The following is a 13541-nucleotide window of genomic DNA, read 5'->3' on the forward strand; positions in this document are numbered from 1 at the left end:
AGAAAAACAATAAATCAATTAATTCAGGTGCTTTTTCAGCCAATTATTAACACTTTGCCGAGTGTAGAGAATATCTTTAAATAAGCGGTGAGTTTGATGCTGAAGCATTTTTTCTTTATTTGCTTCACCTGAGGTCAATTGGCTATGGTTATCATTAAAGCGAGAAATTAATGCAAATCCCTGTTCTGACTTTTCAGGCTGCGACTTTATAGCTTGAGTTAGCAAAGCTCGCACATCATCTGCCGCTAGCAATGATGAATCTTGTAATCCCATTAACTCTTTTCTTAGCGCTGATCTTACGCCCATTACTACTACTCCAGAACGAATCTAAAAATATTAAACGGATAAGCAATTAGCAATTTGTACACCAATTTCATACGCGCGCAGTGTAGCCAGCAAATACTGCAGTTTTTTTACTGTTTATAAAAATCTCAGATTATTTATTGCTGTAAATTTTAACCGCTTGAAGAGCTTGAAAATTTAATCTTGGTTCAATTGAGTGCTAGGCTTTATAATGGCTGCGATTGAATTAAGAGAGACCAACATGAACGAAGATTTCATCGAAATTGAGCTAGAAGAAGAGCCAATAGAGCTATGTAACTTGCTAAAAGTGCTCGACCTAGTCGAAACAGGTGGCCAAGCAAAAGCCTTAATTGGTGAAGGTTATGTTGGGGTTAACTATGAAATTTGTACAATAAAGCGGAAAAAATTATACAGTGGTGACGTGCTTGCTTTTGATGGTGAGTTGTTCCAGCTTACATTAAGCGAAGATGCAACACCAAATCCTCGTCCACCAGAATCAGTACAAAAAGCACAACCACAAAGCTCTGAAGAAGCACCAAAAAAATCAAAACGTAAACGCACTAAAAAACCAAAAGTAGACGAAAAAACCGGCCGCCGCCCTATCTCTTTTGGTTAACTAAATCTTGCTTAGTTAGCATAAATCACCTTTAATTGAATGTGATAATAACAACAATAAAAGGTGATTTATGACCCCTCCTGCTTGGCTTAAACCACTTGCTTGGGCTGCACTTGTTTGGAATCTGTTAGGTGTTTTTGCGTTTATCATGCAACAGTTAATGACTCCTGAAATGATTGCTTTACTACCCGAGAATCAACAAGACGCATACCGCAACATCCCCCTTTGGTCTACTGCAGCCTTTGCTGTAGCGGTGTTTTCAGCATGCCTTGGCAGTATTATGCTAATTGTTCGAAAAGCCCTAGCCAGAGAGTTTTTTTTAGTGTCATTTATCGCTGTGTTAGTACAGCAATATTATAACTTTGTAGTGATCGATAGCCTTGCTATGTTTGGCAGTAGTGCACTGGCAATGCCATTTTGCGTTATTGTGATTGGCTTAGTCTTACTTTTGATTAGTAATAAAGGTAAGCAAGAAAGCTGGCTTAATTGACACACTTATTCATGAAAACTATTTTAAATATCTACACTTTAATCTGCCCTTTACACTTGAAATAAATCACATAGGCATCAACTATATTTAAGTAGCATATTTTTTCATCAGCAGAAAAATTTACCAGCTGGTATTAAGTTTGCAATAGCAATGTGTCTATTTCAAAAGGAAACACAAAAGCGAGCTTTGCTTGCTCAAACCACAGGGGCAAATAATGAATAATAGTTTTGATACCCAAAAACAGCTTACAATTAATGGTGAACAATACCATATTCACTCTTTACAAGGTTTAGGCGACAAAGCCAAACGTCTACCATTTTCGTTAAAAATATTACTCGAAAACCTGTTGCGCAATGAAGATGGCGTCAACATTAAAAAGCAAGACATTGAAGCCTTACTCAACTGGGACCCACAAGCTAAACCATCTGCTGAAGTTGCCTTTACACCTGCACGCGTAGTAATGCAAGACTTCACAGGGGTTCCTGCAATTGTTGACTTAGCGGCGATGCGCGATGCCATGGAAAAACTCGGTGGTGATCCTGCAAAGATAAATCCACTGTCACCTGCTGAGCTGGTTATTGACCACTCAGTGCAAGTCGATGGCTACGGTGAAGATGGCTCATTTGATCTAAATGCGAAGCTTGAATATGAGCGCAACAAAGAACGTTACGAATTTTTACGTTGGGGCCAAACCGCTTTTGATAACCTAAAAGTTGTGCCACCAGCAACCGGTATCGTTCACCAAGTTAATTTAGAATATTTAGCCCGCGTGGTATTTAACGATAGTAAAAACGGTAAATCACTCGCTTACCCAGATACCCTCGTTGGTACTGACTCACATACGACTATGATCAATGGTCTTGGGGTACTTGGTTGGGGCGTAGGTGGTATCGAAGCCGAAGCCGCAATGCTTGGCCAACCAATCAGCTTACTTATTCCTCAAGTTATTGGCTTTAAGCTCAATGGTCGCCTGCCTGAAGGTACAACTGCAACCGACCTTGTGCTAACCGTGACAGAAATGCTGCGTAAACATGGTGTGGTTGGAAAGTTTGTTGAGTTTTATGGTGATGGTCTTGCTGATTTACCACTTGCTGACCGCGCGACAATCGCCAATATGGCGCCTGAGTATGGTGCAACTTGCGGTATTTTCCCGATTGACGACGAAACTATTAACTATCTACGTTTAACTAACCGTGATGAGGAGCAGCTTAAGCTTATTGAGGACTATGCTAAGCACCAAGGCTTATGGCGTAACCCTGGCGATGAAGCTCACTACACAGATACGCTTGAATTATCACTTGATGATGTCGTGCCAAGCCTTGCAGGTCCTAAACGCCCGCAAGATAGAATCGCCCTTGATAAAGCTGGTAGCATTATCGGTGAACACCTTCGTGGCTTTCAAGAAGAGCGCATGCAACAACGTGATAAAAGCGATGTTCAAGAAGCCCGCATTGAAGATGAAGGTCCAACAACTAACCCAGATGATCAGGTAAACGAAGCCCAATACATGGGTGCTGCCAAGGTTAACTTTAAAGGCGAGGAGTTTGAGCTTAAAGACGGCGCTTGTGTGATTGCTGCAATCACAAGTTGTACAAACACCTCAAACCCAAGTGTAATTCTAGCTGCAGGATTAGTTGCGAAGAAAGCAAAACAATTAGGCTTAAAGGTTAAACCTTGGGTTAAAACTTCACTCGCTCCAGGCTCTCAAGTGGTGACTGATTACTTGAAAAAAGCCGACTTAATGGACGATTTAGATGCGTTAGGCTTTAACCTTGTCGGTTATGGTTGTACAACCTGTATCGGTAACTCAGGCCCGCTGGCCGATGAGATCAGTGAAGCAATTCAAAAGCATAAACTGGTCGTAAGCTCTATTTTATCGGGTAACCGTAACTTTGAAGGTCGTATACACCAAGATGTGAAAATGAACTTCTTAGCCTCACCGCCACTCGTTGTTGCTTACGCTATTGCAGGTCGCACAGATATTGATGTATATAACGAGCCATTAGCGCAAGATCCGAATGGTAATGACATTTACCTGAAAAATATCTGGCCAAGTGTTAGCGAAGTTAACGACCTTGTCCGTGAAACAGTGACTAAAGAAATGTTCGCATCAAGCTATGGCAATGTGTATCAAGGCGATGATCGTTGGCAGAAAATTCAAATTCCTGATGGCAAACTATATGATTGGGATGATGCGTCAACCTACATCAAAAAAGCGCCATTCTTTGATGGTATGGAAATTGAGCCTCCAGGAATTCCAAGCATTAGTGGTGCACGCTGTTTAGCAAAATTAGGTGACTCAGTTACAACCGACCACATTTCGCCAGCAGGTGCGATTAAAGCTGATGCTCCTGCAGGTCTTTACTTACAAGATCACGGTGTACAAAAAGCACAATTTAACTCTTATGGATCACGCCGTGGTAATCACGAAGTGATGATGCGCGGTACCTTTGCTAATGTGCGTTTACGCAACCTACTAGCGCCGGGCACTGAAGGCGGTGTTACCCGTATACAACCAAGTGATGAACTTGCCAGTATTTATGATGCAGCAATGCAGTACCAGCAAGACGGCACACCTCTGATTATTTTAGCGGGCGCAGAATATGGCACAGGTTCATCACGAGACTGGGCAGCAAAAGGCTCATTATTACTGGGTGTTAAAGCTGTTATTGCACAAAGTTATGAGCGTATTCACCGCTCTAACCTGATAGGTATGGGTGTATTACCACTGCAATTTAAAGAAGGTGAAAGCTATGAGTCACTGGGCCTTACAGGCCAAGAGTCATTCGACTTTGAGGGCTTATACGACAAAACCAATGAAGTCAGTGTGATTGCCACTAACAGCGAAGGCAAACAAATTAGCTTTAGTGTTGATGTGCGCATAGATACTCCTAAAGAATGGGATTACTACAAACACGGCGGTATTTTACAGTATGTACTTCGTAATATGCTGGCTGAGCAATAACTGCTTTTAAGTTGACGAAGGGGCTGAATTTTCAGCCCCTTTTTTGTTTAAATCACTAATTAATTGCAGTTTAGACCAACACACTTATTTACAAAAAATGAAAAGCACATAAAAATCAGAATGTTAAAATTGGACCATAGTTTGCAAATGCTAACCAGATAACAATCACAATAATTTTGGAATCCATATGACTATTGCATCATTCAAACGCGCAATTTGCGCAACGGCCATTTCATCAAGTTTATTATTAACGGGCTGTGTTATTCATGTCTCTCCGGGTCAAATCGCAGAACAAAAACAACAAGACATAAGCGTGTCGGCTGCAAATATCAGCGCATTAAAAATTGATGCCGAAGCAGGCTCACTGATCATCAAAGGCGACAGCAACGCCACGGCTATCACAGTGAATGCTAATATCTATGCGGCTAAAGGCGATGAAACCTATACACTAACACTCGAAAAGCATGGCGACACGGCTGAGCTTATCAGCAAGCTCAATAATGGTAGCTTGTCGTTTTACAGTGGCTCATCCCCTCATATTGATTTAATTGTCTCTGTGCCTAGCAACCTTAAACTAGATATCGATGATGACTCAGGTGATATCGTGATACGTGCGATGCAAAACGATATCAGCATTGATGATGATTCTGGCTCAATCATTATTGAACAAGGCAGAAATATCAACATAGATGATGACTCCGGCGATATTCGCATTAGCAATGTCAGCGGCAATATCAGTATTGAAGACGACTCTGGCTCAATTATGATTGACCAAGGCCAAGGGCGTATTGATATTGAAGATGACTCTGGTGATATCCAGATCGACAATAGCCAAGGCCCTGCACGTATTATTGATGAATCAGGTAGTATCAGCATTAAAACATTGGCTGGTGCGCTCACTATCGAAGATGGCTCTGGTGATATAGATGTAAGACAAATCAAAGGGCTGGTTACGATTACCGATGGCTCTGGCAGCATTTATGTGGATGACACACTTGGCCTGACAATTATCGAAGCGGGTTCAGGTGATTTAAGTATCGATAACATCAACGGCCCAGTAAAATTGGACAAATAACCGACAATTGCTTGATTTAGAACAACCCTATTAATTACAACAGCACCTACACTTTAATTATGGCTAAAGTGAGGTGCTTGTATGACTGAACAAACCATCATTCGAATCTTAAAAACCTTTATCATTTTAGGTATTTGCCTAATTATATTGGGGCACTCTTTATTAGCCGGTAATTACTTAAGTGATAGCATGGGTATACATGGCATTATGATCAGCGCAGCGTGTATTGCTGTTGGTGTGCTATTCTCACTACCCACCAAAATTTATCTCACTATTTTACTGATGAAAATGGAAAGCGACCTCACAGCGCAAAACAAACAAAGTTAATTTCCACCTTGCTTTTTGAGCTGCTGTTCAAGTTGCTTGTTACGTTGCTCCATAAGCTGTTTTGCTTGCTCAGCGTCTTGCATCATTTTTTGTACGTTTTTAGGGTCGTATACCCCAAGCGTTGAAGGTGTTTCGTCAGCTTTAACTGTTGCTGCTTGCTTCTCATCTGCTTGAAATGTCTCTGCAGGTAACACAGTTATATCGTTCGGATCTAAACTTACCGCGATACTAAAATAATTAGGATGGGGTGTATCAGCATAGTGCCACTGCCCTTGTTCATCTTGCCATTTATACACAACAACAGGTGTATTAACGTCTTTGCTCAAGCTCAACTTCTCAGTGAGCTTTTTAGCTTGGCTAGTAAGCGTATCGGCTCCTTGCGAAGCAAAATCACTCACATCATCACTGACTTTTTCTGAATAACGCTCAAACATACCAAGCTCTAGGTAAGGTTTACCGTCTGGCTTTTTAATGTAAAACAGCAGCGCAACACTGGTTAAGAGCAGCATCACAGCAAAATAACAAAAGCGTTTCATAATTCCATTTACACATTATTGGTAGTTAGTCACAATCTTAGCAAATTCCCCCGATGATTTAATACTTTTCATAAAGTCATTAAATTTTTCGCTCATGCGCTTACCTTTTTCATTATAAATGAACTGTAGTTGCATCGGCGCTTTGCCCACGTTGTAGTCGCTAACAGTAAACTTTTTAAAGGCATCATTTTGTGCGGCATACCATTGCAAGGTATTTTTTGCGATGACGGCAACACGTTGATTTTGTTTTTGATCAAGTAAAGCATTCAACATGTCTAATTCAGAATAGAAGTCTTCTCGGTGTACTTTTCCTAAAGCAAACAAAGCTTCAAATTGCGGATAGGTATAGCCAAATCGCGTCAGTACAGCAAAACCATTCAGTTTATCAAGTGGAGGGATATGACAACCATTTGGCATCACCAGCACGTCTTCGACAACAGCAATCATATCACTCCAATAATAGTGATTTTCGCCTCTGTACCACTGCTCAGACTCCAACCTCACATCAACCTTTCCCTCATCCAGTAAATGCTGAGAGCGCACTTCAGGTACGAGAATATAACTAATTTGCACTTTGTACTTTTCAGCGAAACGTTCAAGTAGCTCATCAACTAAGCCTTTTTGTTTCTCGCTCGCAAAATGATAAGGAGGGTAATCTGTGTCATAGAGTGCAACACGCAGCGTTTCAGCTCGTACTAAAGGAGCAATAAATAATAAAAATAAAAATACAACAACACGACTCATAATTTTCTCTCACAGAATTAAGCCTGAGATTGTATATAAATAGCACAAAAAAAGCGCAACCTTGGTTACGCTTTACGAAAATTCTGATAGGAATTTAGGATTAGATACCATCACCGTCAATATGTAAGCCACATTCACGGTTTAAACCGAAGAAACGCGTCTCTTCTTCTGTCATGCCCGGTTCAAGTTTACGTGTTGTGTGAACATCGCCCATCGACACATAACCTTGCTCCCAAAGTGGGTGATAAGGTAAATCATGTTTAGTTAGATACTGATAGATGTCACGGTTGTTCCACTCAATAAGTGGATACACTTTCACAGTCCCTCGGCTGATTTCAACAATTTGCTTATCAGCTCGGCTAGATGACTGATCGCGACGCAAGCCACTAAACCAAGTACCTGCATCCAGCTCGTTTAAGGCACGAGTCATTGGCTCAACTTTATTCAGTTGATTGTACTGCTTAATGCCTTCTTCACCTTGCTCCCAAAGCTTACCAAACTTCGCTTCTTGCCACGCAGGGCTAAGCTCAGCTTTATAAACTTTAAGATTAAGCGAAAGTCGTTCGGTCATTTGCTCGATGAACTGATAGGTTTCAGGGAACAAATAACCGGTATCTGTCAGTACCACCGGAATATCTGGCTGCTGTGATGTCACTAAGTGCAACATCACTGCTGCTTGAATACCAAAACTCGACGACAAAAAGTGCGTGCTTGGTAAGTTTTCAAGTGCCCAAGCAACACGCTCTTCAGCGCTTTTATCAGCCAGAAGACCATTTATATCAGCCAGCATGGCTGTTTGGTCTTCTTTGCTCATCGTTAAGATGTTTTTAAATTCACTCATGGTTAATTCCAAACCTTAAAGCGGTGTCGCTTATAAAATTATGCGTGAAAATCAGTTACTGAAACTTTAACTTCAGCAACAATGCCTTTGCGAATTACAAAATCACCAAAACACTCGCCTTCATTACGCTCACTTGCCCATTGGCCAATTAGCTTATCGAATGCGTCTAGGTATACGTCTTCGCCAACATTTTCTAAATACAGTTTTGGAATACGCGTGCCTTCACGGTTACCACCTAAGTACACGTTGTATTTTCCTGGACCTTTACCAACCAGACCCGCTTCTGCCAACATTGCGCGGCCACAGCCATTCGGACAACCCACAACACGCATAATGATGTTGTCATCGCCAATACCATGTTTCGCTAATAGCGCTTCTGTTTTCTCAATTAAGCTTGGTAAATAACGCTCAGCTTCTGCCATCGCTAACGGACACGTTGGTAATGCCACACACGCCATTGAATTTTTACGCTGCTCTGTATGGCTGTCATCAATTAGGCCATGGTTACGAGCGATCTCTTCGATTACCGCTTTTTGATCAGCCGGAACACCTGCGATGATCAAGTTTTGGTTTGCCGTCATGCGGAAATCACCTTGGTGAATTTCAGCAATTTTACGACAGCCTGTTTTTAGCGGTTTATCTGGGTAATCTAAAATACGGCCACTTTGAATAAACAGCGTTAAGTGGTGCTTACCATCAATACCTTCAACCCAACCGATACGGTCACCACGGTGAGTGAACTCATACGGGCGGCTCTGTTCAAATTTAACACCAGCACGTTTTTCAACTTCAGCTTTAAATACATCCGTACCTACACGGTCTAGTGTGTACTTAGTTTTCGCATTTTTACGATTTGAGCGGTTACCCCAATCACGCTGTACAGACACCACGTGCTCAGCAATTTTCAAGGTGTGCTCAAGTGGAATAAAACCAAAGTCATCCGCTTTACGAGGATACGTTGCTGTATCACCGTGAGTCATAGCAAGACCACCACCCACTAACACGTTAAAACCAACTAACTTGCCGTTTTCTGCAATTGCCACGAAGTTTAGGTCGTTCGCATGCACATCCACTTCATTATTCGGTGGAATTGTTACTGTGGTTTTAAACTTACGCGGTAAATAAGTTGAACCTAAAATTGGCTCTTCAGTGGTTTCACTCTTTTCACCATCTAACCAAATTTCAGCGTATGCTTTGGTTTTTGGTAATAGGTGCTCTGAGATCTTCGCAGCCCACTCGTAAGCTTCTTGGTGAAGCTCAGATTCAACAGGGTTCGTTGTACATAATACGTTTCGGTTTACGTCGCCCGCCGTTGCAATTGAATCAATGCCCACGCTATTAAGCATTTGGTGCATGCCTTTAATATTTGGCTTAAGCACACCATGGAACTGGAAAGTTTGACGCGTGGTTAAACGAATACTGCCATAGCTGGTTTTTTCTTCAGCAAACTTATCAATTGCTAACCATTGCTCTGGCTTGATGATACCGCCAGGCATACGAGCACGTAACATTACGTTATGTAACGGCTCTAATTTTTGTTTAGCGCGCTCAGGACGAATATCACGGTCATCTTGCTGGTACATGCCGTGGAAACGGATCAGTTGGAAGTTATCAGCAGTGAAACCACCGGTGATCTCGTCTTTTAAATCTTGCTCAATTGTGCCACGTAAAAAATTACTTTCTCTTTTCAAACGCTCGTTATCAGAAAGCTTTACGTTTTTGTCTTGTTCGCTCATGGTATTTCCTAAATTTGTTACAGTGACGGCTGTTAGCTTTAAACGTGATTAGTACACGTCTTTCTGATAGCGGTTTGCGCTACGTAAATCTTTTAAATATTGCTCAGCTTGTTCATCATCTTTGCCGCTATTTTCTTTGATAATGTCTACAAGCGCCTGATGAACATCTTTCGCCATACGGTTTGCATCACCACAGATATAGAAATGAGCACCCGCTTCTAACCAAGCAAATACTTCTTGGCTGTTTTTGCGAAGTTTGTCTTGAACATATACTTTTTCCGCTTGGTCACGGCTAAACGCCACATCCACTTTAGTCAGTAAACCTGACTTCAAGTAACCTTGAATTTCAACTTGATATAAGAAGTCTTGAGTAAAGTGTGGGTTACCAAAGAATAACCAGTTTTTACCACTTGCTTCACGAGCATCACGTTCTTGTAAAAACGCACGGAATGGTGCAATACCCGTACCCGGACCTACCATAATAATTGGCGTTTCATCATTAGCCGGTAAACGGAAATTATCGTTATGCTCACTGAATACTTTTACTTTGCAACCTTCTTCAGCACGACGTGCTAAATAACCAGAACAACCACCTAAGTGCTCGCTGCCAAATGCATCAAACTCAACCAGACCGACAGTTAAGTGAACTTCATCTTCAACTTCAGCTTGGCTAGATGCAATCGAATATAAACGCGCTTGTAGTTTACGTAAGCAATCGACTAAGGTTTGCGCTTCTAGTTGAGCTGGATTTTGACGAATAATATCGAAGATTTGGCGAGGTTCGATGTACTCACGCATTGCCGCTTTATCTTCAACTAACTTTAATAATTCAGGGTTGCCAGTTGCTGTTGCGTATTTTTCAACAAAGCCTGGGTATGACTGAGTTAATTCTAATTTTTCGATTAATGCATCACGAACACTTAGTTCTTCGTCGCCAAGTTTAACCGTGCTAGATGCATCGATTTGGGTAAGCGTAAGTACTTCATCAACAAGCGCTTCGTCATTTAAGAAGTAAACGCCCAGCGAATCACCCGGTGTATAGGTGATGTCTGAACCTTCTAATGAGATTTCAACATGACGCACATCTTTAGTTGAGTCACGACCGGTAATTTTTTGCACAACACTTAGCTCTGCAGCAAATGGGTTTTGCTTGGTGTATTGGCTTGCTGCTGGCGCTGCTGCTCCAAATGGCATCGCCACAACTTGACCACCACTTGCTTGCTGCTGCGCTTTAAGATCTGGTTCAAACGCATCAAGTGCACCATCAATCCACTTAGCAGCTTCATCATCGTAATCAACATCTAGGTCAGCACGCTGGAAAATAGTTTCTGCGCCAAGCTTGTTAAAGCGCTCTTCGAAATCTTTTGCTGTTTGGCAGAAGAATTCGTAGCTTGAGTCACCTAAGCCAATCACAGCCACTTTAACACCATCTAGCTTTGGTGCTTTTTTAGTCGTTAAGAATTCATGGAGGCTTTCAGCATCTTCTGGTGGCTCACCCTCACCGTAGGTTGAAACAACAACCGTGATAAACTTTTCTTTTTTCAGGGCTGTTGGTTTGTAGTCAGCCATGTTTACTAGCTTAGCCGTTAGACCGCGCGACTCTGCTTGCTCTTTTAACTTGCTCGCCACGCCTTTGGCGTTACCCGTTTGCGAGCCGTATAAAATAGTCAATGGTGCAGCATCACCCGCAGCTGGAGCGGCAGCAACACCACCAGTTAATGCACCTGCATTTGCGTTAGCAGCTAAGTAACCACTTACCCACGCTTGCTGAATTGGATTAAGTTCAGCCACTAAGCCTTGCAGCTTTTGTACTTGCTCTTGCGATAGCGGGCTCGCCGCTGCATTTAGTTGACTTAACAACATGAATTTATTCCTCGTAACCCTGAAAAGTTAACTGCGAAACGAGCTTACTACCGTCATTTCGCGAACAATTTTTTCGACTTTAAAGACTAAACAAAAATGCTTTAAAGGTTTATCTGAGCGTGAAGAATAACGGGGTCTGAGGCGATTAAAAAAGAATAGAATCTGCTTTGATATTCCATTTAGTTATTAATTTAGTATTTATCCAAAAAAAACATGTTAAAAGCAAAAATTACCCAATAAGAAACTTTTATTAATTAACATTATTGCAACATAAGCCGATTAGCCTATACTCGCTGTGTTCATTTTGAGAACAGCTAAAACTATTAAAATATAAAAAGGAAACAACGATGTCACACGGGACATGTAAAAAATACATGCTAGCCAGTAGTTTACTGTGTTTAGCGAGTTCAGCATTGGCAAATGTTAATAATGCCGACTTCGAAAACTGGTCAGCAAACACCCCTGCAAGCTGGAGCACCATAGATAGCGGTATTAGTCTTAGCGCTAATAGTAATGTGGTTTACTCAGGTAATTACTCAGCGCAAGTTGTGGTTAATACTGGCACGCAAAGTAATACCGATTTACAGCAATTAGTTGATGTAGTGGCCGGTGAAAGCTATGAGTTTTCTGCTTGGGTTTACCATACTGAAGGCGGCGTAAAAGCTCGCTTAGTGGTTGATGGCTATCAAGGTTACTCTAATTCAGCATTAACGAATCAATGGCAACAAATCAGCTATCAGTATACAGCTTCTGCGACTACCTCAATTAGTGTTGGCCTGCGCTTTTACGATGTAACAGGCTTTGATGGCAGCGAAGTGGTTTATGTTGATAACTTTGCACCAAGCACGGGCTCAACACCACCACCTTCGGGCAGCTGCGCCGATAACCAAGTATCTTTAACCCTCACTACCGATAACTATGGTGAAGAAACCAGCTGGCATATCACTAATAGCCAAGGTAGCACAGTAGCATCAGGCGGCAGCTATGCTGCAAATACTCAGTACAGTGAGCAAGCATGTTTAACTGATGGTGACTATACCTTTACTATTTTTGATAGCTATGGTGATGGCATATGCTGCTCATTCGGCAATGGCAGTTACAATCTTTCTTTAGGTCAAACAGTACTTGCCAGTGGTGCAAGCTTCCAAAGCTCGGAAGCTACGCCGTTTAGTTTAGGTGATAACTCAGGCGGCGGTGACGGTGGTGGTACAACACCAACAGAGCCAACGGGATACTATGTTACAACGCAAGGCCTTAGTGGTTATGCACTGAAAACAGAGTTATACAACATCATTAAAGATCACAACTCACAAGGCTATTCAGCAATTTGGAGTTTTTACGATGTTGCCTCACGCGATAAGTATTTTGAAAACGACAACTCTATTTTAGACCGTTATTCAGAAAACCCTGCAGGCCAAGACAGTTACAACTATGTTGCTGTGAGCGATCAATGTGGTACATACAACAGCGAAGCAGATTGCTACAACCGTGAGCATTCTTTCCCGAAAAGTTGGTTTGGCGGTACAGTTGAGCCAATGAATTCAGACGTACATCACATTTTTGCTACTGATGGTTATGTAAATTCAAAACGTAGTAACTACCCGTTTGGTGAAGTTGGTAGTGCAAGCTATACCTCTAGCAACGGCAGTAAGTTAGGCAGTGCAGCTAGCTCATTAAATTACTCAGGAACGGTATTTGAACCTATTGATGAATTTAAAGGTGACTTTGCAAGAGCCTATTTCTACATGGCAACACGCTATGAAAACGTAATTGGCTCGTGGCAAAACAACACAACCTACAGTAACGCTGTATTGAATGGTTCATCTAATCAGGTATTTGAGAACTGGGTCGTTGCTATGTTATTAAAATGGCATAACGAGGATCCTGTTAGCCAATTAGAGCTTGACCGTAACCAAGCAGCTTACGAACATCAAGGTAACCGCAACCCATTTGTGGATCATCCAGAATTTGTAGAAATGATTTGGTAACTTCGTTAAGCCAAGGCACTTAGTTTCGGCTAAGTGCCTTTTTATACGATACAAGAT

At 41.7% G+C, this 13541-nt stretch carries 12 protein-coding genes; 6 read left to right on the top strand and 6 right to left on the bottom strand.

The annotated features are described in order from the left end of the window. Positions 1 to 18: 18 nt before the first annotated feature. Positions 19 to 306, bottom strand: a complete 288-nt coding sequence (locus ACSFVZ_RS14955) for a hypothetical protein (RefSeq protein ID WP_199527626.1) — start codon at positions 304 to 306, stop codon at positions 19 to 21. A gap of 238 nt (positions 307 to 544) precedes the next feature. On the opposite strand from ACSFVZ_RS14955, the gene ACSFVZ_RS14960 reads away from it, so the two are divergent. The 5 genes from ACSFVZ_RS14960 to ACSFVZ_RS14980 all read left to right on the top strand — a co-directional run bounded on the left by ACSFVZ_RS14960 (position 545) and on the right by ACSFVZ_RS14980 (position 5776). Continuing rightward, on the top strand, positions 545 to 919 hold the full coding sequence (locus ACSFVZ_RS14960; RefSeq protein ID WP_138556717.1) for an RNA-binding S4 domain-containing protein: 375 nt from the start codon (positions 545 to 547) through the stop codon (positions 917 to 919). Between the two features lie 70 nt (positions 920 to 989). Further along, complete coding sequence (locus ACSFVZ_RS14965) at positions 990 to 1409, top strand: hypothetical protein (protein ID WP_135923223.1); 420 nt, start codon at positions 990 to 992, stop codon at positions 1407 to 1409. 214 nt (positions 1410 to 1623) lie between these two features. Further along, on the top strand, positions 1624 to 4374 hold the full coding sequence (acnA, locus tag ACSFVZ_RS14970; RefSeq protein ID WP_138556659.1) for an aconitate hydratase AcnA: 2751 nt from the start codon (positions 1624 to 1626) through the stop codon (positions 4372 to 4374). 187 nt (positions 4375 to 4561) lie between these two features. After that, the gene (locus ACSFVZ_RS14975; RefSeq protein WP_435559154.1) at positions 4562 to 5449 is read left to right on the top strand and encodes a hypothetical protein; all 888 of its coding nucleotides are present in this window, start codon (positions 4562 to 4564) and stop codon (positions 5447 to 5449) included. An 81-nt stretch (positions 5450 to 5530) separates the two neighbouring features. Next, the gene (locus ACSFVZ_RS14980) at positions 5531 to 5776 is read left to right on the top strand and encodes a hypothetical protein (protein ID WP_054552382.1); all 246 of its coding nucleotides are present in this window, start codon (positions 5531 to 5533) and stop codon (positions 5774 to 5776) included. On the opposite strand, the gene ACSFVZ_RS14985 is transcribed toward ACSFVZ_RS14980, so the two are convergent. From ACSFVZ_RS14985 to ACSFVZ_RS15005, 5 genes are all read right to left on the bottom strand, one after another. Beyond that, positions 5773 to 6312: a DUF4124 domain-containing protein gene (locus ACSFVZ_RS14985; protein ID WP_199527624.1), complete on the bottom strand. Its 540-nt coding sequence runs from the start codon at positions 6310 to 6312 to the stop codon at positions 5773 to 5775. The two genes, ACSFVZ_RS14980 and ACSFVZ_RS14985, sit on opposite strands and share 4 nt — an antisense overlap. 15 nt (positions 6313 to 6327) lie before the next feature. Beyond that, on the bottom strand, positions 6328 to 7056 hold the full coding sequence (locus ACSFVZ_RS14990) for a substrate-binding periplasmic protein (RefSeq protein ID WP_435559155.1): 729 nt from the start codon (positions 7054 to 7056) through the stop codon (positions 6328 to 6330). Between the two features lie 100 nt (positions 7057 to 7156). Next, positions 7157 to 7897, bottom strand: coding sequence for a phosphoadenylyl-sulfate reductase (locus ACSFVZ_RS14995; RefSeq protein ID WP_135923218.1), 741 nt, complete (start codon positions 7895 to 7897; stop codon positions 7157 to 7159). A gap of 38 nt (positions 7898 to 7935) precedes the next feature. Beyond that, positions 7936 to 9633 carry an assimilatory sulfite reductase (NADPH) hemoprotein subunit gene (gene cysI / locus ACSFVZ_RS15000; RefSeq protein ID WP_135923217.1) on the bottom strand — a complete coding sequence of 566 codons (1698 nt, stop codon included), beginning with the start codon at positions 9631 to 9633 and terminating at the stop codon, positions 7936 to 7938. 48 nt (positions 9634 to 9681) lie between these two features. Then, positions 9682 to 11496: an assimilatory sulfite reductase (NADPH) flavoprotein subunit gene (locus tag ACSFVZ_RS15005; RefSeq protein WP_435559156.1), complete on the bottom strand. Its 1815-nt coding sequence runs from the start codon at positions 11494 to 11496 to the stop codon at positions 9682 to 9684. Between the two features lie 347 nt (positions 11497 to 11843). Between ACSFVZ_RS15005 and ACSFVZ_RS15010 the strand changes: the two genes are divergently transcribed. Continuing rightward, positions 11844 to 13484 (top strand): endonuclease, encoded by a 1641-nt coding sequence (locus ACSFVZ_RS15010; RefSeq protein ID WP_435559157.1) that lies wholly within the window; start codon positions 11844 to 11846, stop codon positions 13482 to 13484. The last annotated feature ends 57 nt before the right edge of the window (positions 13485 to 13541 follow it).

This window comes from Pseudoalteromonas nanhaiensis (genome assembly GCF_051235485.1).
GTDB classification, from domain to species: Bacteria; Pseudomonadota; Gammaproteobacteria; order Enterobacterales; family Alteromonadaceae; genus Pseudoalteromonas; species Pseudoalteromonas lipolytica_C.

Coding starts and splice junctions, on each gene's coding strand:
- ACSFVZ_RS14990 (WP_435559155.1), bottom strand. CDS start 7,056: ATGAGTCGTGTTGTTGTATTTTTATTTTTATTATTTATTGCTCCTTTA.
- ACSFVZ_RS14995 (WP_135923218.1), bottom strand. CDS start 7,897: ATGAGTGAATTTAAAAACATCTTAACGATGAGCAAAGAAGACCAAACA.
- ACSFVZ_RS14965 (WP_135923223.1), top strand. CDS start 990: ATGACCCCTCCTGCTTGGCTTAAACCACTTGCTTGGGCTGCACTTGTT.
- ACSFVZ_RS14955 (WP_199527626.1), bottom strand. CDS start 306: ATGGGCGTAAGATCAGCGCTAAGAAAAGAGTTAATGGGATTACAAGAT.
- ACSFVZ_RS14975 (WP_435559154.1), top strand. CDS start 4,562: ATGACTATTGCATCATTCAAACGCGCAATTTGCGCAACGGCCATTTCA.
- ACSFVZ_RS15010 (WP_435559157.1), top strand. CDS start 11,844: ATGTCACACGGGACATGTAAAAAATACATGCTAGCCAGTAGTTTACTG.
- acnA (WP_138556659.1), top strand. CDS start 1,624: ATGAATAATAGTTTTGATACCCAAAAACAGCTTACAATTAATGGTGAA.
- ACSFVZ_RS14960 (WP_138556717.1), top strand. CDS start 545: ATGAACGAAGATTTCATCGAAATTGAGCTAGAAGAAGAGCCAATAGAG.
- ACSFVZ_RS14980 (WP_054552382.1), top strand. CDS start 5,531: ATGACTGAACAAACCATCATTCGAATCTTAAAAACCTTTATCATTTTA.
- cysI (WP_135923217.1), bottom strand. CDS start 9,633: ATGAGCGAACAAGACAAAAACGTAAAGCTTTCTGATAACGAGCGTTTG.
- ACSFVZ_RS14985 (WP_199527624.1), bottom strand. CDS start 6,312: ATGAAACGCTTTTGTTATTTTGCTGTGATGCTGCTCTTAACCAGTGTT.
- ACSFVZ_RS15005 (WP_435559156.1), bottom strand. CDS start 11,496: ATGTTGTTAAGTCAACTAAATGCAGCGGCGAGCCCGCTATCGCAAGAG.